Genomic DNA, 23,569 nt, shown 5'->3' with positions numbered 1-23,569 from the left:
GTCGTGGAATTCATGTCGGTGCGATCGTGCAATGGCTGCACGTTACTTGGCCGCGCCCCTGCTGCGCTTGGGCGCGGACGGACGCCAGGAGAGCAACGCATCCGTCGTGACGCCGTGCTCACGCTGCTGGGCTTCCAGCCACTCCTGGCAGTCGGTCGCGGGAACGCCGTCCCAGTCGGGATCGAACCCACCGTGCCACTGCTTCAGCCACGGCAGCAGCTCCAACATCCCGGCAAGGAGCGGAGCCAGTTGCTCACCCTGCCAGTTGTCCCGCTCCACGCGATCGGCCGCGAGGTTAATGATGGCCTGTGCCTGGTCACGGTGGTCCCAACCAGCCAAGCCGAGAACCAGCTTGGGATCAGCCTCCGGTCCGGCATCCGGGTACGAGATGAACCGCTCCTTCGGCATGTCGAGTTTGCCCCGATTCGACCAGTACGACTGCTTCAGGAAGTCCGCACTGGAGTACTTCGGCGGCACAGCGATGTCCAGCCGCTCGCCAATCCGGTCCTCCTCGCGCTGCCGCTCCCACACCTTCTCCCACTGCTCACGCTTGCGAAGCCCAGAGTCCTTGTAGCGCAAAGCGGAGAGGTAAGGAACGTGCTCGTCGGCGACGATCTCCCGAAGCACATCAGCAAGCCGGAGATCCGGCTTACCGAGGTGATCCGCTGCATAGAGCTCAGCAACGGCGTGAACGTCGGAATCACTGGTGAGGAGGTCCGCCAACTGAGCAGGGGTAAGCGTCCTAGGCTGGCGCATGCCATCGCGGTTATGGAACCAGAGATCCTCTCGCTCACAGCGGCCCAGGAGCCATGCCTTAAGGGCCTCGGCTTCCTTCTTCTCCCAGCTCTGCGGCGACCAGCGCCGCTTGCATTCCGGCCGCTCGATGAGCGCAATATCGCGGCGCTTCTTGATGGTGTCAATTCGACGCTGAACGATCTCCCGGTACCATTCCGGCCACCGGGCAGGGATCTCCAAGCTAGGCATGGAGCCGTGCCGATCGAACCAGGCAGAATCCGCTTCACTGTCGATCCCCCTCTGAGCGAGGAAGATCTCGAAGGCGCGCTCACCCAGGGCAACGTCGGGGACATCATCAATGTTAGCGACCACGAGGGACTCGGCTTCAGCGTCCGTGAGTAGCCCGTAGGACCCGTAGACCTGCCAGTCCAGTTCCTCCTGAAGCGCGATCATGCGATGGCGAGTCGCAGTGTTCACGGCGCGAGCACTGTTGAGATCGGCACGAGTCGGTACTGCAGAGGCTGCGGCCACGGCGGCGGCCTCATGGCCTACAAGCTGCTGGGCAAGCGAGTCCAATACGCCACCCAGTTGAACCGGGAGCACCGTAGGGAGCGGCAATTCCTGGAGTTTTGCTCCAGTGAACTCATAATACTCTTCCCACTCCCATCGGCCCGTTGAGCGCTCCCCGCCCCGGTTGCCCTTTCCTTGGCAGACCTGCTTCAACCAGAAACACGTCGCCGACGAGTTCAGTAGGCCAACCAGCGCCAGGTGCTCCTCCTCCGATGCCCCATCAGGCAGCTTGATCACTGGCGCATGAGCATCGAAGACCTTGCCTCCCCGATCAAGCGCAAAATGCAAGTGAGTGGCTACATTCGAAAACACGATGGAAAGAGGGGTTGCGTACGCCGATCGAGTGTGCTGCATGTACTCCCACCACGCCCGGCCCGCGTCTTCCATTACCCCCTGAAAAGTTCTGCGTGCTGCTAGGTGTGTGCGAAGTGACCAGAGCTCATTCCGAAGATCATCATGAACTGAACCATCCTTGGCATACGGATACCAGATCAGCCCAAGGCCGGAGATGCCCCAGTCTCGAACATTTTCGCCGCGCACGATTGGCCGCAACGCTTCAAGTGGAGCCCGCGCACCCGCCATTGATCGATTTGGTCGACTAAAAGCCTCATCGGACCCAATTCGAACAGCGCGCCCGATGGGTGGATCGATCGCCTTCGTGAGAGCCTTATTCGATCGCCCAATGGTCCGCATGACATCAGTTGCGACACCGCCGCCGAGCGTCCACGGGTGTGCGGTGAAACGAATCCGCGAGACGTCTTCAGTAATCACCCAATCTGTTTCAACCGGCGGCCTTTGGGCATTCTCCACAATCGCGCGCCAAACTTTGCCTTCTGCGGCTACCAGCGGCTGCCCTGACTCCCCACGTACGCCCATCACCGATCGAACTGGCTCCGCCCAGCCCCGATCCGTGTTTCGACCAATGAGGATCACGGTCGGGGTTCCATGTCCGGGAATAAATGCCCCCGAGGTGTCAATGACATGGGTGAGCTTCACTGTGCGAAAGAAGTCCTCGATGAGCTTCTTTCCGAACTCGCGCTTCATGAATGAATTTGCGGTGATCTGACCAGTGAATCCTCGATCACCTCGCGTGGCCAACTCGAAGATTCGCTGAGCAAATGGCACCGACAATGCATAAGTTCCCGCACAAGCGTCGTAGATGCCCCGATAGTTCTCGTTCTCTTGCTTGTCCTTGACCGTGATGTAGGGCGGATTGCCGACGACGACGTGGTACGAGTGTTGCCCCAGCAGGTCGCAGCTACGGACGAACTCGTTCACATCCTCCGTCGAGTACGCGAACGCCCCCTCCGACTCCTCCTCATTCCCGTTATCGGCCAGCCCCATGGCCGAGAATAGGTCGTCTTCCGACTTCCCCTTCTGCTTGCGCCTGCCGACCCCCCGCCCGTGCAGCAGTGAGTCGCCGACCGCGACGTTGATCGGGAACTTCGGCGCCTGGTCCAGCTGCTCGACCCCGGCCTCCTTCAGCGCCGCAACCAGCAGCCGGAAGCGGGCGATGCTCACCGCGAACGGGTTCTTGTCGCATCCGTGCACTGCCTCCAGTGCGGCCCGCACGTTCGCCCAGTCGTCGACGCCCGGCCCTGCCTCTTCCCGGTACTTCGCCAGCAGCCGCTGGAACATGCCCAGCAGGAAGTGCCCGCTGCCGCACGCCGGGTCGATCGTCCGCAGCCCCCGCCGCTCAACGACACGCGACTCGCTCTCGCGGATGGTCAGCTCGGGCCAGAGCCCGAACTCCTCCACCGCCGGCTCCAACGTGAGGTCGAGGATGAACTCCTCCACGAACTCAGGCGTCTGCAGCAGCGCGTACGTCTTCCGGGCGTGCTCACTGAGGTTCTGGTACAGGTCGCCGAGGAACCGGGTATCCCAGCCCTCGCTCCCGAAGAGGTGGACAGCCTCGCCGTCCTTGTCCCTGCGCCGCCAGAACACCAGCAGCGCCCGCGCGGCCTCGTAGCTCGGTGTGAGCCCCCACAGGGGGTTGTGGTTCCGATCGAAGAGCCCGCCCGCCGTCTCGTTCGACGCCGCGAGGTGGTCGAACGCGGCGATGATCCAGTCGCGGTCGTTCTGTTCCGGGTTATCGCGGAAGTAGGCCTCGTGGCGCTCCTCCGCGATCTCCAGCCGCTCCCCAGGGCCGGCGAGCCACGGCCATTCGATCAGCCCGTTGTCCTCGCAGAAGCGGATGAACACCGTGCCGAGGACCCAGGCGACGGCGGCCTGGGTGATGCGCTCCTCGCGCCAGCTCTCGTAGGTGGCTGCCGTGCGCTCAGCTGCCCGAGCGCGTTGGTACTCGTCGTCCAGCTTCTCCGCGAACTCCGGTACGTCTTGGCTGCGCTCTCGCAGGTCGTCCTCCAGCGCTGCCACCTGCTTGCGCAGGTCCTTCAGCAGCTCGTTCTGGTCCACTCCCCGACCGGTCACAGCGCCCGTCCTTTGTCCGTCCATCCGTCGGTCCCGGCGGACCGTGCGGTTCCCCATTTTGCCAGTTCGGCGCACCCGAACGATCGGCCGTTCCGAAAGGTCGATGTCCCCTCCGCCGCGGCGCGTCTCGTCAGGCTGCGGTACGCCGTGCTCGGAGCTCGTCCAGGAAGTCCTTGATCAGCACGGCCCGCTCCGCCTCACCGAGCACCTCAACGATCATGCCGTCCAGTTGCGGGCTCTCGTGGGGCGCCTCCTGCGGGCAAAGCAGCCACAGGCCGTGCGGGGCATCGAACTCCCGACGGGCCGCGTTCTGCAGCGTGACCAGCAGTTCCCGCCCGCCGGCATCCTGGTATCGAGCAGCCAGACCGGCATCGTGAAGGAACAGCACGCCTGTCGGCCCAGCAGTCTCGAGTCGCTCGCGCAGGCGTTCACCGACGCGGGCCCAGGTGCCCCTGACGTACGACGCCAGCCCTCGCGGCAGTTCGCCGGACTCGGTGAACTTGGTGTCGATGGTCAGGACACGTCCCCAGTCCGTGCCGTGCTCGGTGGCCAGCGCGCGGAACTCACGGAGGAAGAGCCCGCCCAGCGAGACCGGCTCCACGCCGTACGCGGCGGCAAGGAGGTCGGCGGCCCCGGGGAGGTGCTTGCCTCGCAGAGTCAGAGCTAGAAAGCCTCCGCGGCGCAGGGCGTCGTCCAGCTTGGCCCCGAGGAGTGCCTTCGGGTCTCGGCCGGCCGCCGCCGACGCTGCGGCTACGCCGGCCGCGCTCGGGAACAGCGTGGTCGCGGTCGCCGATGCGGTCATGGAGCGGACGCCCTCCGGAACCGGCGCGCGGAAACGCTTGGTTTCCGCGTCGTATTCGAGGACGAATCCCGCGTGCTGAAGCGCCTGCTTCATCGCCTCGGCCAAAGCCTCTTCCAGCTCGACCGCGGTCGGCTCGGCCAGATCCAGATCAGGGAAGCGGAGTCGCACCTTGGCGAGCAGCTCATCCGCGGTTGCACCCCGGTCGCGCCGGATACCGGCGGCGGCCTGCGAGATACGGATCGCCTGAGCGAGGCCGAGCCCTCTCGGGTAGAGCTCGAGACGCGGTGAATACAAGGCGTCCTGCGCGGCTGCCGAGGCAAGTGCCACCAAGCGCCCATCCGACACCGGAGTCATGCCCGACGGCACCGGTACGGACCGCAGGTCGCGAATCACGACGGCGCGGTCCGGCAGTGGTTCGGTCTGGGCGAGCCGATCTGCCTGCTGTCCGAGCGCCCGTGCATAGTCCGCGAGCTCGGGAGCGCTGGGGTCGCTGGTCCCCGAGAGGGACTCGCACACGATGAAGACACGTCCGCTGCGCCGGAGCACGGCGAGCCGCGGCTGGTCGCCGTCTGCGTCGTCAGGCGGCCAGGCTTCTGCCTCGACGGCCGCGCGCACCACGGCGAGCGCCAGTGCCTCGGCACGCTGCGGGTCCTGCTCCCGAACGCCCTTGCGGATTCGCAGGTCGGTAGCCGCTTCCTGTGCGGTGACCACGCGCCCTGCCCCGGTGACGAACGCGACAATTTCCTCCCTGAGAGTCGTCAGGAGAGGGTCAGCCACCCAGGACTGGATCGCGGCCACGTGGCTCCGCGAGACGGTCGCCTGCGAGATGGGCAGAGCCTTGGCGATATCCGTCTGGGAGCACCAGGGCGGCAACGTGGAGGGCGCTCCGTCCACGCCGGGCAGGCCGAGCGTGAGCCGGATGATCTCGCGCCTGCGCGAGCCCTTGCTGTTCGGGCCCGGGTCAAGGTGAGCAGCGATCTCGTCGATACTGGCGCGGGCAGCAATGTCCACCGGCAGCTTAGCCAGGTCCATCCGCGGGGCCGTGGACGCACTCTCCGCATTCCCGGCGGGCTTCGCGGCAGGTGCTGCGGCCTTGCGGAGCTTCGCCGTCCACTGCTTGTGCCGACGGTTGAGCTCCTTGCGGATCACCGCGCCGGCGCCACGTGCCCGGGCAATCTGGTGCAGCGGAACGTTGAGAAGCTCCCCGACCGTGGTCGCACCGAACGAGTTCGCGACGGACTGCGCGCGCGGCGAAAGACCAGCGTCCTTGAGCAGGGTGTCCGGCGCGGCCTGCGCGGCGACACGATCGCGAGCGGCCTGCAGGTCCTCCGTCTCGTCATCCTCGTCATCCGGCGCCATCGCATCGGCCTTGGCGAACACGGACTCCCAAGCCTCGTGCATCTGCCGCAGGGTGTCGAAGCGCCGGTCGGCGTCGCGATGAAGCGCCCGCCGGAAGAACGCCGTCAGTCCGTCCTTCAGGGCAGGCTCGAACACATCCTCCGCGATCACCGGGTACTCGTCGTCGGTGGTACGGGGATCGGTCATCTCGTCGCCCCAGCGAGGGCGCTCGCCGGACGCCATCTCGTGCAGGGTGACCGCTGCGGCGTAGTACTCGGCGTGGTTGTCGAAGACCGATCGGCGCGGTGTGTCGAGGAACGGGTCAAGGTAGCCGCGGGTACCGGCCTTCACATCCCGTTCCGACACCTCCGCAAGGGAGAAGTCGAAAAGCACCAACTGCCAAGACCGATCGGCCCGTTGGAGCACGCCGAAGTTGTCGGGCTTGAGGTCACGGTGCCACACCCCCTTGCCGGCAAGCTGGTCCAGGGCGGTGAAAAGGTCCCGGCCGAAGCGCTCCAACTCGTGATAGGTCAGGCGCCCGTCTCCACGCAGTCGGGCTCCGAGTGAACGCTCGCCTGCGTACTCGAGGTCCAGTACCGTCCGGTTGTGGATCTTGCGCGGGCCTGCGAGAAGCCGCACAACGGCGCCCCCACCGACCTTGGCCAACGCGTCCGCCTCGGACTCCAGGCGGTCGTCGCGGGTCTCATCCAGGGAAACCTTGAGCACGCGTCGTTCGACCCGGATCGTGCCGCCGAGATCTTCCACTTCGCGCTGGACTAGCAGGGCTCTGGCCGTGGCGCCGGTGCCGAGGACCTTCTCGACGCTCCACTCCGCGTCAACGCTCTGTCCCGCCATCGCGATAAGCGGGTCCACGCCAACGGGTGCCAGCGCTTCCGTGGCCGCTGCGTGCTCGATTCGGTCGAGCTCGTCCAGGAACCGGTCCACCGAGTCGAGCCGTTCGGCGACGTCTGCCCGGGTTGCCTGATACACGAGGCCGTCGAGCTCATCCGACACGGCGTCCGACACAGCCGAGGGGCGCAGCCCACCGTCGTTCGTCAGCCGCTCGATCATGGCGCTGCGGCGCTCGGCCGGCGGTTCGCCGCTCAGGATCAGGTGGGCGAGGGCGCCGAGGCCGAAGATGTCCAGATCGACTGGGTCGGCGAATTCCATGTCGAACTCCGGCGCCAGGTAGACCTGGGCGGCGTTCTCGACGTGGTCGCCGCCCGCGCTCGGGGTCCCGAGAGAAGGGTGCGAGGAGCTGTCGAAGTCGCGGGCGGCGACCTGCCAGTCGACGATGCGCACGACCGGGCTGGACCCGTCGGGCTTGCAGGAGACGTACACCGACCGGGCCGCGAGAGCGCGGTGGTAGAGCGAGCGCTGGTGGGCGTAGCGCAGCGCGTCGGCGATCTGGCGAACGAGCTCGAGTCGGGTCTCGTGGGTCAGCGAGGCGCCGTGGGTGGCCAGGTAGGCGTCCAGGCGCAGGTCGGAGGCGCGGTGGTTGAAGAGGATGGCCGGGCCACCCTGGTGGTCGCGGAACTCCCGGGCTTGCGCGATGCCGCGGTGGCTGATGCCCTGGAGGACCTGGTACTCGCGCCGGGCTGCTCGTTCGACCGAGTTTCGGGTCTCCGCGGTTGCCTGGAGGCTCACCAGGTAGACGCGGACGCGGCCTTCCTCGCGGATGGGCTGCTCGCGGATGGCGAGACGGTCCTCCCACGTGGGGCCGCCGTCGAGGGGGCGCCCGGCGAGGTTCCAGCCGTCACCAAAGCTCAGGTGGGCAGTGGATGCCCGGACGCCGATCCTCTTCATGAGGTCGGGCAGCGCCCGTGCCAGGTCGAGTCGCTCGCGCCGGGCAGCCTCGGAGTCCCGCTGCGGGGGCAGGCCGAGGAAGTCCTGCCAGATCCGGGGCAGGCCGCTGACGCCGTCGTCGCGGCCGTAGACGTTGGTCTGCTGGACGGTGTCGAGCTCGGATCGCAGGCTCGGAGCGGACAGGAACACTGCCGGGGAGATCCACGGGATGCGCACGCCTGCGTTGGAGGTCTGTGCGGCCCAGGTCAGCCGGGCCCGCAGTTCCTTGGACTTGAGGTCGGTCAGGTGCAGGGGATTGTTGATCGTGCGGACCCGGTCGGGGCCGTGGAAGTTCCAGGTGCTCCCGTTGTTGACGAGGCGCCCCGGGTGCGCCTTGAGCTCCACGAGGAACAGGCCGCGCGGCACGAGGATGAGCAGGTCGCACTCGTTGGTACGCCCCGAGGCGGCCGTGAACGAGAAGGTCGCCCAGGCCCGGAAGGGCTCCGCCTGCGGCATCAGTGCCTTGACGTGGTCGAGCGCTTCCTGCTCGTGCGGGAACGGGGAGGGGCGTTCTTGAAACCAGCGCTGCACACGCGGCGGTGCAGGCTTTGGCCGACGCGCCCCCGAGTTGCCGTCCTTGCCCGCTGCCGACACCCCTGTACCCTCCTGGTCCTTGCTGCCCGGCCGCGGACGAACCATGGCCTTCTCCACGGCCTTGACCCTATCGGTCGGGGCCGACAGGTGGAGGCGTGTAGTCCTTCCCGTGATCAAGCGGGCCATGGATCACGGTGCGCCGGCGCCCTGGGTCGTCCCCAGGCATGCGGCATTTCGGAGCCAGCTGATCACTGTCAGGTACAGTCTGCACTGCTTCGGTGATCAAGCAAAGGGGGAATGGTGATCTTCGCAGCTCGCGGGCACTGCCAATGGGTCGGCGCTGCCGGCCTGGTCTTGGCACTGGTCGGCTCGTTGTCCGCCTGCAGCAGTTCAACTCCGTTGTCCGCGGACGGGGTCGCTCCTGCTGCTTCCCGGCATCTCCAGGCTTTCGACCCACCGACGTCATTCGACTTCGGCGATGGTCCGGGCACGGGGGACGCACTCGACGAGGGGGTGCAGCCCTCGACATCAAGCCCCACGCGGCAACGTCCGGCGATCTCTCTGAAGGACACGACCGCGTTCGTGACTACCGAGGATGGTCTGAAAGCCGTCGATGTCGTCACCAGGAACACGCTCTGGAGTGCGGTCAGCACCATCCCCGCTTCGAAGAGCGGCTTCGGCTCCGAGACGGCCGCGCCGCTGCCTGCCCATTTCCACGGCATTGACGCCGTGCTCGTGGCGTTCTCCCGCTACGTCCCGGGCACCGGGACGGGCCGGGGTCGGAACGTGATCGAGATCCTGGCCGCCGACTCCACGACGGGCAAGACGGTCTGGAGCGCGCAGGTCGACCTCGTGGAAACGCCACTGAGCCAGCAGGCTGTGACCCGCGACGAATCGCTGCTCGCCGACGGCATCAGGGCGGCCCAGGTGGTGGCGGTGGACGACCAGAACGTGGTCGTATCCGACGACGAGACGACCTACGTGGTCGACGCGGGATCCGGGCAGCTCCGATGGACCAGGGCGAATTTCCACGCGATGCAGCTTGTCGATGGCATCGTGGCCGGCGCCGAGGCTCCGACGTACGGCGAGCGTCAGCTCGCAGGCTACGGCGCATCAGACGGCAGTCCCCGGTGGTCAGCCGTCCACACGGAAAGCCGAGCGGTCGCATCTTCCGCCGGCCCCGGCCTGCTCGCGATGTCGGCCTCGGACGGGTTCGTCATCGTTGACGCCCGTACCGGAGCGGTCCGCGCCCACCCGGGGCCAGGGGCGTATGTGCACCCCTGGCACTGCGACTTCGATGGAACGTCCGTCATCCTCTGTAACGACCAGTTGTTCGGCCAGACTCACTCGATCGCGGCCTTGGACGCGACGTCGATGAAATGGCTCTGGTCAATCACTGCCTCGCAGGGCGGGCGACTCGTTCCGCAGGTCACCGCGGTCTGGCACGGATTGGTCTACGGCAACACCACCAATGGGAATGTCATCCTCGACGCGCGCACCGGAGCTGACCGGGCAACCCCGAAACTGGCTCCCTTCCTTGTCAACGCCTACGTCGGCATCGAGAACCGAGGCCGCAGCGTCACCCTGATGCGCACCACTGGGTAGCAGTACACCAGCCCAGGTGACCCGCTTCGACGCCGAAGCCTCCGGGTGGGCGGCCAGTGGCCGCTCACCCGGAGGCTTGCCCGGCTACAGGCGTTCGGGCGTCCCGATCCCGAGGAGGTCCATGCCCTGCCGGAGGGTCTGGCCGGTGAGCTGGCACAGCAGCAGCCGGGTCTCCATGACCTCGCGAGTCGGCGCCTTGAGGACGGGGCAGTGCTCGTAGAAGGTCGTGTAAGCCGATGCCAAGTTGTGTAGGTAGGCGCAGAGGCGGTGGGGTTCGAACGTCTCGGCGACGAGGTCGACGGTGGCGCCGAACTCGTCGAGGAGGAGTCCGAGGGCGCGTTCGGCCGGCTCCAGGGCCAGGTCCCGGTGGGCGGTCGGGGTGACACCTTCGGGGGTCTTGCGCAGGATGGACTGAATGCGGGCGTAGGCGTACTGGAGGTAGGTGCCGGTGTCGCCGTTGAGGGAGACCATGCGGTCGGCGTCGAAGATGTAGTCGCGGGTGCGGGAGGTCGACAGGTCGGCGTACTTGACCGCGCCGATGCCGACCTGCTTGGCCCGGTCTTCGAGTTCCTCGCTCGCGAGCTGGGGGCTCTTCTCGGAGACGACGGTGCCGGCGCGGTCGACGGCCTCGTCGAGGAGGTCCATGAGGCGGACAGTCTCGCCGGAGCGGGTCTTGAAGGGCTTGCCGTCCTTGCCGAGGACGGTGCCGAACCCGAGGTGCAGGGCGCGCACGTCATCGGGGAGCCAGTCGGCGCGCCGGGCAGTCTCGAAGACCATCTGGAAGTGGAGGGCCTGGCGGCTGTCGACGATGTAGAGGAGCTGGTTGGCGCCGAGCATGCCGACGCGGTCGCGGATGGCGGCGAGGTCGGTGGTGGCGTAGCCGTAGCCGCCGTCGCTCTTCTGGACGATGAGCGGGGTCGGTTCGCCGCCCTGGCCCTTGATGTCGTCGAAGAAGACGCACAGGGCTCCGTCGGAGCGGACGGCGACACCGGAGGCTTCCAGGTCGGCGCACACGTCCGCGAGCATGTGGTTGTAGTAGCTCTCGCCGATGGCGTCGTTGTCTTCGAGGAGGACGTCGAGGTTCGCGTAGACGGCTTCGAAGTACAGCTTCGATTCGTCGACCATCCGTTGCCAGGAGGCGACGGTCTCCTCGTCGCCGGCCTGGAGGTCGACCACGCGCAGACGGGACCGGTTGGCGAACTCGGTGTCGCTGTCGAACAGAGCACGCGACGCCTTGTAGAGGCGGTTGAGGCGGGACATCGACGGACCGGAATCGGCCGACTCCTTGCCTTCGTCGAGCTCGCCCGGGTGCTCGAGGAGGTACTGGATGAGCATGCCGAACTGGGTGCCCCAGTCTCCGAGGTGGTTGCGCTTGATGACCGTCTCGCCGGAGAACTTCAGGATCCGCACCAGGGCATCGCCGATGATCGTCGAGCGCAGGTGGCCGACGTGCATCTCCTTGGCGATGTTCGGCTGGCTGTAGTCGATCACCGTCACGCCAGGTGCAGCGCTGCTGCCGACGCCCAGCCGGGTGTCCGCCGCGCGGGCGGCCAGCCGCTCCAGGATCGCGGCATCTGTGACCGAGACGTTGATGAACCCCGGGCCCGAGACCTCCAGGTTCGCGATCACCTCGTCCGCGGCCAGGTTCTCCAGGACGCGCACGGCGACCTCACGCGGATTGGCCCGCAAGGGCTTGGCGAGGCTCATGAAGCCGTTGGCCTGGAAGTCCGCGCGGTCACTTCGTCGCAGCTGAGGGTCGCTGTCCGCAGCGTCGGGGAACGCGATGGAGATCGCCTGCGCGAAGCGCTGCTTCACCGCGTCGGCGATGGAGAGGACCGTAGCCATAGATCGAAGGACCGCTTCCTGAGACGTGTTGGGGCCGCGTGTCGGTCGCCGAGCTGCATCACGCCTGCGCGGCGACCGGAGCTGCAGTCGAGCATCTCATGTTCGTATGCGGCCGAGCTCCTGAATATTGCTCACCTGTGGGAGCTGACGGCGATGTCAGCCTTGTTGGGACGGCGGCACAGGGGTCGCCTGGTGGTAGTACAGCTTCCATTGGTGCCCGTCCGCGCTGCGACGCCAGAGGGAGCTGCGACGCGCGCGGTGCCCCGATCTGGTCGTCTGATAGGTCAGGTGCACAAGCCCCGGCGCAAGCAGCACACCGGACATCTCCGTGGCCAGGTAGGGGTCGTCGCCAGCGCCCGGTAGATCGGGTAGGGCCGCGAGCATGTCAGTGCGACTCCAACGCCGCCCGGACGAGCCGACTTCCACGAAGTCCGGGTCCAGCAGCCCTGCCGCCTGCTCGCTCGACAGGCGTACGTGTGGATCGATCAGGCGCAGCTCTGAGCGGATTGCCTCGTTCACATCATCCGCGGCGTTGTCCATGCGGGCATGGTCGCATGGACAACGCCCGCTGGGCAGTGCCGGTCTCGGAGCGACGGCGTCAGCGGCCTGTTCGTGATCGACGCCCGTTGGCGAAGCGGGTCAGCGGGGAGCTTGGACTCCGAAGCTCGGCGTCCTGCCGGGGCCGGTGGCGGGCGGGCGGCTGGTCGGTCCGCTGCAGGTCGGGCAATTCGCTAATTGCCTCGAACGCAGGGTCACCGAGCGGCTACGGTGGCATACCTTGCTGCCTCCCGTCGCGGGCTGGCAGCGGTCTGCCTCACGGCACCACCAGTGAGGCCACTACGTGCGCTACGACAGAGCGAAGGAGTGGCATCATGGTCAACTTTGACCCCGCGCGGCACATTCGGAACGTGCTCGCCGAGGCCAGCACCGTACTGACCCAGTCGGATGGCACTGTCCTGGAGGGCATCAGCGGTCGGCCGGGCGCCGGCGAGGAAGCTCTCGCCGGGATGCGCATTGGAGTCGACCGGATCGTCCTGGAGCCTGGTAGCGAGTTGAGCTCCACACCCATGAGGGCGACCACATCCTGTATGTCCTCGCCTCGGAGGGCTTCATCCATGTGGACGGGACGGACTTTCGGATGCGGGCGGGCGACACCGTGTATGTGCCAGCGAAGTACCCGCACGGCGTCAAGACGGACCCTGCGGTCGAACTGCCCCTGGAAATCCTCGCGTTCGGCGTTCCGCACGCGCCCCTGGACTCTCCCCATCGGATGACACTGGTCGGCAATGGCGAGATCCGCGAGTCAGCGGGTCACCCGGACGCGCAGCGATAGGAGCCGGGCGACGTGACCGAACATGTGCGCATCGCGGTGTGTGGGATCGACGGGGGTGGCAAGTCCACGTTGTGCCAGGCGCTGCAGACGGAGCTCGAGACGCGGGGCACGCCTACGCGGGTCGTCGGGAACCTGCCCCGTGCTTACCGGCAGAACAACACCGGCATCATCGATCCCAGCGATCCGTTCCTTTCGTCCTTCTTCTTCAACTACGCGGCCGAGCACCACGGCGATCCCGGAAGTGCCCGATTCGCCTTTGACGCTCGGTATGTCGACTACGTGATGGCGCTGGAGGAGGTGCGGCTCGACCGCGCGGCGGCCAGGACGGTCGGACCCGGGACGGTGCTCCTCCATGACCGACACCTCCTCGACCGGCGGGTCAACGCCTACCGGGCCGGGTGTCCCCGTGCCGACATCGACGTGATCTTGAGCCACGCTCCGGCTCCGGACCTCACGGTCGTCCTCGATCTTCCCGCCGAACTGGCGGTCGAGCGGGTTGCGCTGCGCGGCCGACCAGGGCGCGATGAAAACGTCGCGGACCTGGCCGAGTACCGCGAGCTGTACCTGTCCTGTGCACAGGCCCAGCCGAACGTGATGGTGGTCGACGCCGCCCGGAGCCGCGAGGAAGTGTTCGAGGTGGTCATATCCCAGGTCGAGGCGGTCTTAGCCAACGCGGGCGCGACGTCCGGGAGCCTGCGGTGAGCGGGCCACAGGTCAGCGCCGCCGATGTCGAGACACTCTGGACCGGCGATTGGGAGCCGAGCCTGTCTCTTCAACCGCAGGGTCGCCTGGAGTGGCAGGAGCCGGCCCGCAGCACTCGCCAAGTGCTGGCGCGGGGGCCGTTCAACGTCGGTGACTTCACCCGGGTGCTGCGCGAGGCGCAGATCCTGGACAACCGCGCGATCGATGCGACCGGTGCGGCGGTGGTCCTGCCGTACGGGGTGGCGCTGATGGAGCGGTTCCGGCACCTGGTGCGGGCGGCGTACGAGGACGCGGGCCTCGCCGAGCACGAGTACCCCCACACCGTGCCCCTGTCCGTGGCGGAACCCACCCGGGAGGTCGTGGACCTCCACGACAGGCTGCTCCTCGTCGGCACGGACACCGACCTGGCACAAGGCAAGCCCCGGCTGGTGCTCACACCGACCGGGGAGATGGTGATCTACTCCCACTGGTCTCGGGCCGTCTCCGGACGCGGTGATCTTCCGATCCGGATGTACCAGCGCGCCCGGTACTTCCGGCCGGTGCGCGGTGGGCGGCACGGCGGCCGGGGAGTGTTCCACACCACCGAGCACGACGATGTCTTCGAGTTCCACTGCGCCCACGCCGACCGGGCGGCGCAGCAGCAGGACCTGCGGCGGCTGAGGGACATGGTGGCAGGTCTGATCGGTCGCTTCCACGTCCCGGTGGTGTGGAGCACGCGGCCTCCGTGGACCAATCGGGCCGAGGTGGCGGACCTGGCGGTGGCGGCCGACGCGCCGCTACCGCTGGGGGCGACGGGCCAGATCGCGTGCCTGTACGACCAGGGCACGCGGTTCTCCCGCCCGTACCGGATCGGCTTCCGGGAGCAAGGCGCCTTCCACCTCAGTCAGCAGCTGGCGGGGTACACGTCGCGGCGGATGCTGATGGCCCACCTGATGCTGGGCCTGCATGGGCGGCAGCAGCTGTTCATCCATCCCGATCTGGCGCCGGTCCAGGTGCTCATACTCGTGCGCGCCCAGGCCTCGTCGCCACAGGGCGGCAGCGCCCTGGCCCGCGGTCTGGCGGGAAGTGGGGTCCTCGTCCGGGAGGTCGTCTGCGAGAGTGCGGGTGCGTTGACGAAGGCTCGGCGGGAGTGGCAGCCGCGTGGAGTGCCGGTCATGGTCCAACTGTTCGAGCCGCGCACTGCGGGCGAGCAGTGGAAGGCGGTGATCAGGCGCGCCGACACCGGCGAGGAGTGCACCGTCCATTGCGGCGATCCGCTGGAGGTTTCGGCAGAGCTGCGGGCTCTGCTCGCGGACCTGGGTTCCGCCTTCACAGCAGGCGCGTGGGAGTTCGCTCGCAGCCGCCTGGTGCCGGCTACGGCGTCCGACCTGCCCGAGGTGCTGGCTCAGCGTCTGGTGGCGGTCTGCGGCTTGTCGGTCAGCGAGGAGGCCGTGCGCGAGGTCGCGGCGCTGCGCCGCGGCGAGGTGCTCGGCTTCTGCCGCACCGGCCGGTCGCAACCGTGCGTCGTGACCGGTAAGCCGGTGGAGACGGTCGCCTTCGTCTCGCCTCGGATGTGAGCGCATGAGCGAGATGTCCGGCGAGCGGCCGGAGACGATCGAGCTGCAGCCGCGCGAGGCACTGGACGTCGGGCGGCGTGCGCTCCTGCGGATAGGGACACCGGCCGACATCGCGGAGCGGGTGGTGGGCGATCTCGTCGCCAACGAGGTCGGCGGCGTGCGCTCGCATGGGATTCTGCGGCTGACGGACTACGTGCAGGACGCTGCGGCCGGCCTGCTCGATGTCGCTGCCCGCCCCACCGTCTGCGCGCACAGCAGCCAGGTGCGGGTCGTCGACGGGCAGGGCGGGTTCGGTGTGCTGGCCGCGGACGCCGTGACGGCGAACCTGTCTGAGCTGCTGGAAGCCCATCCCTTGTGCGCGGTTGCGTTGGCCGGCGCCGGGCACATCGGGCGCCTGTCCGGGATCGGCAGGGCGGTGGCCCTGCGCGGGGGCGCGGTGCTGGGCTTCGTGAACTACCTCGGGGCCGGGCAGCGCGTCATGCCCTGGCAGGGCGAGGACGGGCGCTTGTGCACCAACCCTCTGCTGATCGCCGTACCCGCCGAACCGGACCCGTTCGTCCTCGACATGTCGACGAGCACCGTCTCCGAGGGCAGGATCCGGCAGCACTGGCTCGACGGAACCCCGGTGCCTGGCGAGTGGCTCGTCGATGCGGCCGGGTCAGAGGTGACCGACCCGGGGCGGTTGTACAGCGACCCTCCGACCGCGTTCATGACCCCCCTCGGCGGCACCCACGGGTACAAGGGCTTCGCCCTCGGGGTAGCAGTCGAGCTCCTCGCCGGGGTGATCTCCGGGGCTGGCTTCGTACGGGACGACGCCGACAAGCGCGGTAACGGCGGCCTCTTCATCGGGCTCTCGCCCGCTCTCGCGGGCCGCGCCTACGAGGAGGTTCTGCAGGACATGCAAGCCGTCCGCTCCCACGTGGAAGCCTCCTCTCCCACCGTCCATTGGCCCGGTAGTAGTCGTGCCGACCTCGGCGAGACGATCCGCATGAGCCAACGCCAGTGGCTGGCCCTCCTCGACCTTGCCGACGGAAAGGACCTCCTGTGAACCCCCTTGCGCCTGACGCGGCCCGCCTCCTGTACTGGACTAGCCAGGCCATGCGGGGAGACTCGGACGTGCGGCGGCGCCTCGCGCTCCTGGAGCACAGCCAGCGCTGGGAGCCGACCAGGGTCCGCGCGTTCCAGTTCCGCAAGCTCCAGGCGCTTGTGGCGCACAGCTACGAGAACGTTCCCTACTACCGGGCGCTGATGGACCGGCACGGCCTGCGCCCGGAGCGGATCCGTGACGCCGAGGACTACCGGCGCCTACCCGTCCTGTCGCGGGCAGCCCTGCGTTCCGCGGGCAGGACCCTCATTTCAAGCACCGCAGCCAGCAGCCCGTTGCAACGCAGGCAGAGCAGTGGCTCCACCGGGGAGCGGGTGGAGTTCTGGCAGGACCGCGACTTCGACCGGTGGTGCCGGGCCCACCAGCTGCGCACCTACGCCTGGTGCGGCAACTGGCGCCTGGGAGAGCCGTTCGCACTCGTGTGGGGAGCGCCCACCTACTTCGAGACCCGAAGCCGGCGCGACCGCCTCGACAATGCCCTGACCAACCGGATCGAGCTCAACGCCTTCCGGCTCGACGACGAATCCCTTCACCGGCTCCTCGAGCGCCTGGTCCGTCACCGGCCGACGTTGATCAGCGGCTACGCCACCGCCCTGTACCTGCTGGCGCGCCTCGCCCGCGCGCAGGGCGTGCGGCTGCCGGGCCTGCGAGCGGTCCAGCCGAACGCTGAGCCCCTCAACGCGGTGATGCGGGCCGAGATGGAGGAGGCATTCGGCTGCGAGGTCTTCGACAAGTACGGCAGCCGCGAGACCAACATCATCGCCCACGAGGGACGCGACCACGCGGGCCTGCGGATCCAGGCCGAACACAGCTACGTCGAGATCCTGGACGACACCGGGCAACCCTGCCCGTCCGGAACGGCCGGCCGGGTCGTGGTGACCACGCTCAACAACCGCGCCATGCCGCTGCTGCGCTACGACACCGGCGACCTCGCCACGCCCCTGGCCACTCCGGCGACCGCCGACTGCGCACTGCCCTCCATGTCGCAGGTCATCGGGCGCAGTCAGGACCTGCTGTGCACTCCGGAAGGCGGCCTGGTCCACCCCCAGCTGTTCTCGAACGTACTGCGCCAATTCCCCGACGTCGACTGGTTCCAGGTCGTCCAGCACCGCGAGGACGCGCTGCTGGTCCGCATCGTCGCACACAGGGCTGTGGACGACTCCGTAACGATGCAGGTCGCCGGCCTGATCCGGGAGCTGGCCGGTTTCCCCTTCCAGGTCACCTTCGAACGGCTCACGCAGATGCCGTCCTCGACAACGGGCAAGTTCCGCCTGTGCATCTGCGACCTGCCCGTCAACAGGCAGGACCGCGGCTTCGGCGCGCTGAACGCCTTGCGGCAGACCGATCCCGGTTGAGCGGTGTCAGTCTGCGCCGCCCGACCCTTCGGGCAGCGCCGGTCCGCCGGGCGCGCGAACCGCCGCGAGAGTCTGCTCGATACCCTCGCGCAGGAGCTTGATGTCGTTGCCGACGGCGATCATGTCGAAGCTCTCCGCCCGGTACCCCCGGGCCAAAGGAAGTGAGTAGGCGAACGCCCCTGCGAGCTTGCCGTGCCTGCGGGCGGCCTTCAGGACCTGTGCGCGGGTCTCGTCCATCAGCGGGCCGGTCGTCACCCCTGGCTGGCCAAGGTCCATCGCCAGGTCCCCCATCCCGAGGAACAGGCCGTCAATGCCCGGTACCGCCGCGATCGCCTCGGCGTTCTCCACTGCCGTGCCCGTCTCGATCTGCACAACGCACAGAACCCGTTCGTTGGCCTGCTCGAAGTAGCCGGGCAGGTCACCGAAGTAGCCGGAGGCACGCACCGGGTTGACCCCGCGGTGCCCTGCCGGCGGGAAGCGCGTCGCTGCGGCCACCGCCTCGGCTTCCGCCAACGTACTGACCTTGGGCACCATCACGCCGTCGGCCCCGATGTCCAAGGCGTGCTCTATGGCCTGCTGGTCATGTGAGGGGACTCGCACCAGAACCGACACTGGCCGACCTGCGATGGCCTGCGTCATTCTCAGGACTTCGGGCCTGCCGAGTGCCCCGGCCTCCATGTCGATCACGACGAAGTCGAGCGGGAGCAGGCCGCACAACTCGGCGATGCCGGGCTCGCTCCAGAGCAGGAACAGGCCGAGCAGGCCCGCATTCGCTCCGTCCCCTGGCTGCGGCTGCCGAAGGAGCTGTAGCCGGCTCAGGAGCCCGTTCGGTGCGCTGTGATGTTCAGACAGGCCAGTCACCCGCTGGACGCTACCAGCGGGTGACTGATCATCAATCTTCTTTGACGAAAGGTGCTTCTACTTGGCCGAGTCGATGCCCTTGCGCACGCAGGCGGCGATCTCGTCCAGCGGGATCCGCTGCGTCTCGCCCGAGGCTCGGTCGGTGAGTTCCACGACGCCGTCGGCGAGTCCGCGCTTGCCGACGGTCACCCGCAGCGGGATGCCGACGAGCTCGGCGTCCTTGAACTTCACGCCCACGCGCTCGGTGCGATCGTCGATCACCGTCTCCACGCCCGCGGCGAGGAGCTGCTGATAGACCTGCTCGCCGGCCGAGGCAGTCGCCTCGTCGTCGGGCTGGGCCACGGTGACGACGGCTTCGAACGGCGCGATGGAGACCGGCCAGACGATGCCCTTGTCGTCATGGTGGCACTCGACAGCGGACGCGATCGCACGCTCGACGCCAATGCCGTAGGAGCCCATGATGATCTTCTTGGGCGTGCCGTCAGTGTCCAGGACCGTCACGTCGAAGGCGTCGGTGTACTTCGTGCCGAGCTTGAAGATGTGCCCGACCTCGATAGCCTTCTGCACCTGCAGCGGCTCACCGCACTGCACACACGGCTCCCCGGACGCGACCTCACGCAGGTCGGCCCAGGTGGAAACGGCAATGTCCCGCTCCACGTCCACGCCCCGCAGGTGCACGCCGTCCGCGTTCGCGCCGGTGAACATGTCCGTCCGCCCGCGCAGGGCCTCATCCGCGAGGACGGTGAGCGACGTGACACCGACTGCGCCGAGGCTGCCCGGCAGCGCGCCGAGGGCTTCCTGGATCTCCTCCGGACGTGCGGGCCGCAGTGCGTTCGCCCCGGTGGCATCCGCGAGCTTCTGCTCCGCCAGGGCGTGGTCGCCACGCAGCAGAACCAGCGTCAGCTGCTCGTCCAGCACGTAGACCAGCGTCTTCACCTGCCGGTCCGCCGACGCGTCGAAGCGCGAGACCAGGTCCTCGATGGTCCGCACACCGGGGGTATCGAACCGCTCGGGAGCACCAGGGCCGGCGGCGTCCGCCGCCGAGGCCAGCCGGGAAGTGGCCTTCTCGATGTTGGCCGCGTAGCCGCAGGAGGGACAGTGGACGACGAAGTCCTCGCCGACCTCGGCCGGGCACATGAACTCCGTCGATGCCGACCCGCCCATGCTGCCGCTCGACGCCTCCACCGGAATGGCGGGAATTCCCAGACGGGCGAAGATCCGCACATACGCCTCGCGGTGCAGGTCGAACGAGCGGTCCAACCCGTCCTGGGTGAGATCGAAGCTGTAGGAGTCCTTCATCGTGAACTCCCGGGTCCGCATCAGGCCGCCCTTGGCACGCGGCTCGTCACGAAACTTCGTCTGGAACTGGTACCACATCTGAGGAAGCTCGCGGTACGACTTCAGCTCCGCCGCCAACGACGTGAAGATCTCCTCATGGGTCATCCCCAGAGCCAGATCAGCACCCTTGCGGTCCTTGAGGCGGAACATCTCATCGCCCATCACCTCCCACCGGCCACTGCGCCGCCAGATCTCGGCGGGGTGCATGGCCGGCAGGGTGAACTCCTGCGCTCCGATGGCCGCCATCTCCTCGCGGATGATGGTGATGACCTTCGAGCGCACTCGGACGGCGAGCGGCAGCAGAGAGTAGTGGCCCGCCATGAGCTGACGGATGAAGCCCGCGCGAAGCAGCAGCTGGTGGCTTGGCGCGTCAGCTTCCGCCGGGTTCTCACGAAGGGTGGGGATGTGCATCTGAGACCAGCGCATGACCAGCAACTTTCGTTCGAGCAGCCGATGGATTGGGGCGACCGTCGCCTAGGGCTCTTGGCAGGACACGGATTGTAGTGCGTTGCGCCTGGGCGCGGCGGCCCATTAGCGGCTGCCGGTCAGCCCCAGCCGGCGCCCACTGCGTGACGACTCGCGAGCCCGACCCACCGGATCAGCTGAGGATCTCCACGGCAACGACCGGACGCACCGGGAGAACTCACGCCGATTCTAACTGCCCATCAGCTGAGAGCCGCTCGCCATAACAGTGCAACGGTTCGACGGCCCACCGGCATGCCGAGAGCGGCGTCGTCGGCGTCGTCCGCACGTTTCTCGGCTCGACCTCGCCTTGCCAGCCTCGGAGGTCGCGCAGCTGGCGCTCACCCTGCCGCCATACCTGCGCCACCGAACGGCGGCTCGGACATAGCGAACGATCAGCCCGAAGAAGTTAGCTGGTTTCCCACGGAGCTGGCGCTCCTCGGTGGGAGCCGTTGGCTAGCCTGCACCCATGCCCCTCGACCCACGCAACTACCGCCTGGACCTCGGCCGCGTCCTCAGCACCGACGTGCCGCTCGGCCCCTTGGCGGGCATCCCTCTGAGCTGCTTCACGGCCTCTTCCCGGAACGGGAAACTCCACGGGAAGAAGACCTGCGGATCGCTCCGTTCCTCCCGGACCGTCGAAGCAGTAACGGTGAAACTGGGCGAGGCGGCGGAGCGGTTGTGCGGCACCTGCTTCTGGCCGATGCCTTTCGGTGATCCGCTGGTCACATTTACTAACGCGGTCCGGGACGTACTGGGAGTGACGTCGTATACCGGCCCGGATCCTTCGCCGGACGTGGACTTCGACCCCTCCAAGGAGGCTGACGCCGCTGCCGTGCTCGCCCAAGGCGACTACCCCCGAGGAGACGAGCACGACGAGGCGGAGTCGGACCGGTACGCACGCGCCCGTTTCATCCGCGAGCGTCACCACGGACACTGGCGCCACCTCCACGACTCCATGCTTGAGAGCAACTCCGCCGTGGCGGCCCACCCTTGGCTCGCAACATGGGCGAAGCCGACCCTGGACGCGCTCGCAGCCGTGATCGAATCCGAACGGCATGCCTTCGCCGCGCTACTGCGCCCCGACGCCCTGCTCGATTCCGCAGCCATCACCCGACTTGAGCCACCTCACGACCTCGCGTCGAAAGAAGGCTTCACCGGCTTGGGGGATCAAGCCGCGCCAGTACTGCGGAGGGCCTGGGACGATTGGGCCGCGGACACGGCCCGCTCGTGGCTGGCGCTCGAGGACGACCGATCCTCAGCGTCACTGGTCCTGCACGGCGCCTTCGGCCAACGCCGCAAGGGCCGCGACGAGGCATACGCTGCGCTCGACGAGCTGGTCGCGTCCTGGTGCGCGCAAGCCCGCTCCGTAGTCGACATGCACAAGGCGGCGCCCCGGCGGCTACTGGCCGTGTCGGTACCGCCCACGACGTTCGACAGCTACCTCGGCCGCTCCCGGGATCCGCTGAGCCAGTGGGAAGCGGGGGTTCTCGCCATGTACCAGGTGGCCACGAACTGGCCGGACGGAACGGTGGCCCTGCTCGTCCCGCAGCTGATCGCCGAGCGGCTCATCTCTGACACCGATATCGCTATGCCAGTCACTGCGCTCGACACCAGAGAGGCAGGGTTTCCAATCGACCGTTTGCTCGTGCAACTGGGCCCTGCGGCAAGCTGGTAGGCCGTGGCCAACGCCCGGCCAAGGTCGGCGCGCAGTCGGCGAAGGAGCGGGTGGTGTGGTGCTTCACGGCGACCTGGCCTGCGATCATCACCGCTCAGGGGTCGAGCCTGCCCAGGAAACGGCGCCCGCGCGTAGGTGGTCATCGCCCGCTCTGACGACCCCCGGACGGCGCCACCGAGCCAACCGAGGTGTCTGCGGTTGGCGTAGGTCGGCATACCGGACCACTGCTTGAGGGCCGGCCGTGCGCACCCACAGCGGAGCCCCGACAATGATCCGCTGGGTGCCTTCAAGGTTGGTGCCGTCGAAGTCCCACCGCTCGGGGTCGAGCGTGACGTCGCTGTAGATCACCGCGAGCCATTCGACGTCGGTGGCATGACCGAGGGCCCACGGGCGTGTCCACGGTTCTTCCGGCGAGCCGCCCTGGGCCCCTTCCCTGCCCCCGAGTGCGATCTTCAATGCCTCGATGGCGAGTCCTGGCTCGTCCCACTGCGAGGTGGTCCGGGTGCCTCGGCTTTCGAGGAGTTGGGCGACGGCGGACCAGGCGGACGAAGAGCTCCCCTCGACCGCCTCGCCGGCCCGGAAGTCGACTGTGTTGTCCACGCTGCCGAACAAGCACAGGTCGACCCTCCGGCCAGAGCTGCTCTCGGTACGGGCATGGAGCACGACACCCTTCTCCCGGGCAGGTCCGTCCGTGAAGGCCGAGAACGCGACCCTACCCAGCCCGCTGGCAAGCAGCACCTGGGGCTCGTCGTAGGTGACGGCGATCTGATCTCGCAGTGCCCTTACGAGCCGGTCGGCCACGTGCTTCCGACTCCGTTCGCGGCCTTCCGCGTGCTGGAGGCCGACCGCGGGAAGCGAGATGCCGAATAGGGAGGATGGGGTGCTTGCGGTGGAAACTGCCACGCGGCCTCCAGGCGGAGGCCATTGTCCCGCCCAAGGGCGCGGATCTGCCGTTCCGACCAGTACCGGTACCTCGTGACCTCACTGACCCGTCGCACTGACACCTCCTCAGGCCACCGCGAGCCTACCGAGAACTTCCACGGCCACCCCGCCTTCGGCGCCTTGCCCCGTTCGGGGAAGAGATCATCACAGAGAGCCACCAGCCCATGCACATGGCGCGCCGTTGGGGTCGCCCGCGCTAGTCGGGCCGGGGGGATTGTGTCGGGCTAGACACGGTCACGCCACCTGAGGGGCGGTCAGGCGTGGCCAACTTTCGCCACACAAGCCTGATTTCCGCCAAGAACGTGACCGAAAATCGACTATTACGGCTTGACAACGGTCACTTAGAGTAGCCAGGAAAGCGGGCATTTCGGGCCCACACGCACCCGCCGGAAGGGCTCCAGGCTCCGCTGGTCCCAAAGTGGTCCCAAACAGTACGCGAACCAATTCCCTTGGTTCCTGACGGGTCGTCATGCAAAAGGCCGCTGACCTGGGTGTTAACCCGGCCAACGGCCTTTCCGACTTACGTCGGGACG

14 protein-coding genes are annotated in these 23,569 nt (G+C 67.7%); 7 read left to right on the top strand and 7 right to left on the bottom strand.

Translation table 11 applies throughout. The features are described 5' to 3' along the window. Positions 1 to 42: 42 nt before the first annotated feature. The gene (pglX, locus tag BI06_RS11255) at positions 43 to 3,720 is read right to left on the bottom strand and encodes a BREX-2 system adenine-specific DNA-methyltransferase PglX (protein WP_368666637.1); all 3,678 of its coding nucleotides are present in this window, start codon (positions 3,718 to 3,720) and stop codon (positions 43 to 45) included. 145 nt (positions 3,721 to 3,865) lie between these two features. After that, on the bottom strand, positions 3,866 to 8,371 hold the full coding sequence (gene pglW, locus BI06_RS11250; RefSeq protein ID WP_233289436.1) for a BREX system serine/threonine kinase PglW: 4,506 nt from the start codon (positions 8,369 to 8,371) through the stop codon (positions 3,866 to 3,868). A 180-nt stretch (positions 8,372 to 8,551) separates the two neighbouring features. On the opposite strand from pglW, the gene BI06_RS11245 reads away from it, so the two are divergent. Continuing rightward, entirely contained in the window at positions 8,552 to 9,859 is a 1,308-nt protein-coding gene (locus tag BI06_RS11245; RefSeq protein ID WP_082527233.1) for a PQQ-binding-like beta-propeller repeat protein, read from the top strand. Between the two features lie 84 nt (positions 9,860 to 9,943). On the opposite strand, the gene argS is transcribed toward BI06_RS11245, so the two are convergent. Together argS and BI06_RS11235 are read right to left on the bottom strand one after the other, a co-directional pair. After that, a complete protein-coding gene (gene argS / locus BI06_RS11240) occupies positions 9,944 to 11,704 on the bottom strand; it encodes an arginine--tRNA ligase (RefSeq protein ID WP_033825774.1) in 1,761 nt (586 codons plus the stop codon). A gap of 156 nt (positions 11,705 to 11,860) precedes the next feature. Then, positions 11,861 to 12,244, bottom strand: coding sequence for a DUF4440 domain-containing protein (locus tag BI06_RS11235; protein WP_033825773.1), 384 nt, complete (start codon positions 12,242 to 12,244; stop codon positions 11,861 to 11,863). Positions 12,245 to 12,785: 541 nt separating this feature from the next. Between BI06_RS11235 and BI06_RS53355 the strand changes: the two genes are divergently transcribed. The 5 genes from BI06_RS53355 to BI06_RS11210 are packed head-to-tail and all read left to right on the top strand — an operon-like array spanning position 12,786 to position 17,755. Next, positions 12,786 to 13,037, top strand: a complete 252-nt coding sequence (locus BI06_RS53355) for a cupin domain-containing protein (RefSeq protein ID WP_369826106.1) — start codon at positions 12,786 to 12,788, stop codon at positions 13,035 to 13,037. A 12-nt stretch (positions 13,038 to 13,049) separates the two neighbouring features. Continuing rightward, positions 13,050 to 13,739 (top strand): hypothetical protein, encoded by a 690-nt coding sequence (locus tag BI06_RS11225; protein WP_051740744.1) that lies wholly within the window; start codon positions 13,050 to 13,052, stop codon positions 13,737 to 13,739. Continuing rightward, entirely contained in the window at positions 13,736 to 15,295 is a 1,560-nt protein-coding gene (locus BI06_RS11220; RefSeq protein WP_033825772.1) for a hypothetical protein, read from the top strand. The genes BI06_RS11225 and BI06_RS11220 overlap by 4 nt, the downstream gene beginning before the upstream one ends. Before the next feature lie 4 nt (positions 15,296 to 15,299). Next, complete coding sequence (locus BI06_RS11215; protein WP_033825771.1) at positions 15,300 to 16,343, top strand: Ldh family oxidoreductase; 1,044 nt, start codon at positions 15,300 to 15,302, stop codon at positions 16,341 to 16,343. Further along, a complete protein-coding gene (locus BI06_RS11210) occupies positions 16,340 to 17,755 on the top strand; it encodes a phenylacetate--CoA ligase family protein (protein WP_149030341.1) in 1,416 nt (471 codons plus the stop codon). The genes BI06_RS11215 and BI06_RS11210 overlap by 4 nt, the downstream gene beginning before the upstream one ends. 6 nt (positions 17,756 to 17,761) lie before the next feature. Here the strand turns inward: BI06_RS11210 and BI06_RS11205 are convergent, their stop codons facing one another. Beyond that, the gene (locus BI06_RS11205) at positions 17,762 to 18,616 is read right to left on the bottom strand and encodes an HpcH/HpaI aldolase/citrate lyase family protein (protein WP_051740742.1); all 855 of its coding nucleotides are present in this window, start codon (positions 18,614 to 18,616) and stop codon (positions 17,762 to 17,764) included. 57 nt (positions 18,617 to 18,673) lie between these two features. Next, entirely contained in the window at positions 18,674 to 20,380 is a 1,707-nt protein-coding gene (locus tag BI06_RS11200) for a proline--tRNA ligase (RefSeq protein WP_033825769.1), read from the bottom strand. A 505-nt stretch (positions 20,381 to 20,885) separates the two neighbouring features. Here BI06_RS11200 and BI06_RS11195 point away from each other — a divergent pair. Beyond that, entirely contained in the window at positions 20,886 to 22,094 is a 1,209-nt protein-coding gene (locus BI06_RS11195) for a hypothetical protein (RefSeq protein ID WP_051740740.1), read from the top strand. 87 nt (positions 22,095 to 22,181) lie between these two features. On the opposite strand, the gene BI06_RS11190 is transcribed toward BI06_RS11195, so the two are convergent. Beyond that, positions 22,182 to 22,997, bottom strand: a complete 816-nt coding sequence (locus BI06_RS11190; protein ID WP_158515662.1) for a hypothetical protein — start codon at positions 22,995 to 22,997, stop codon at positions 22,182 to 22,184. Positions 22,998 to 23,569 lie beyond the last annotated feature (572 nt).

The organism is Kitasatospora sp. MBT66, from assembly GCF_000710405.2.
Lineage (GTDB): Bacteria > Actinomycetota > Actinomycetes > Streptomycetales > Streptomycetaceae > Kitasatospora > Kitasatospora purpeofusca.
The sequence above is the reverse complement of the archived record's forward strand: the minus strand, read 5'-3'. Positions and strand labels throughout refer to the sequence as shown.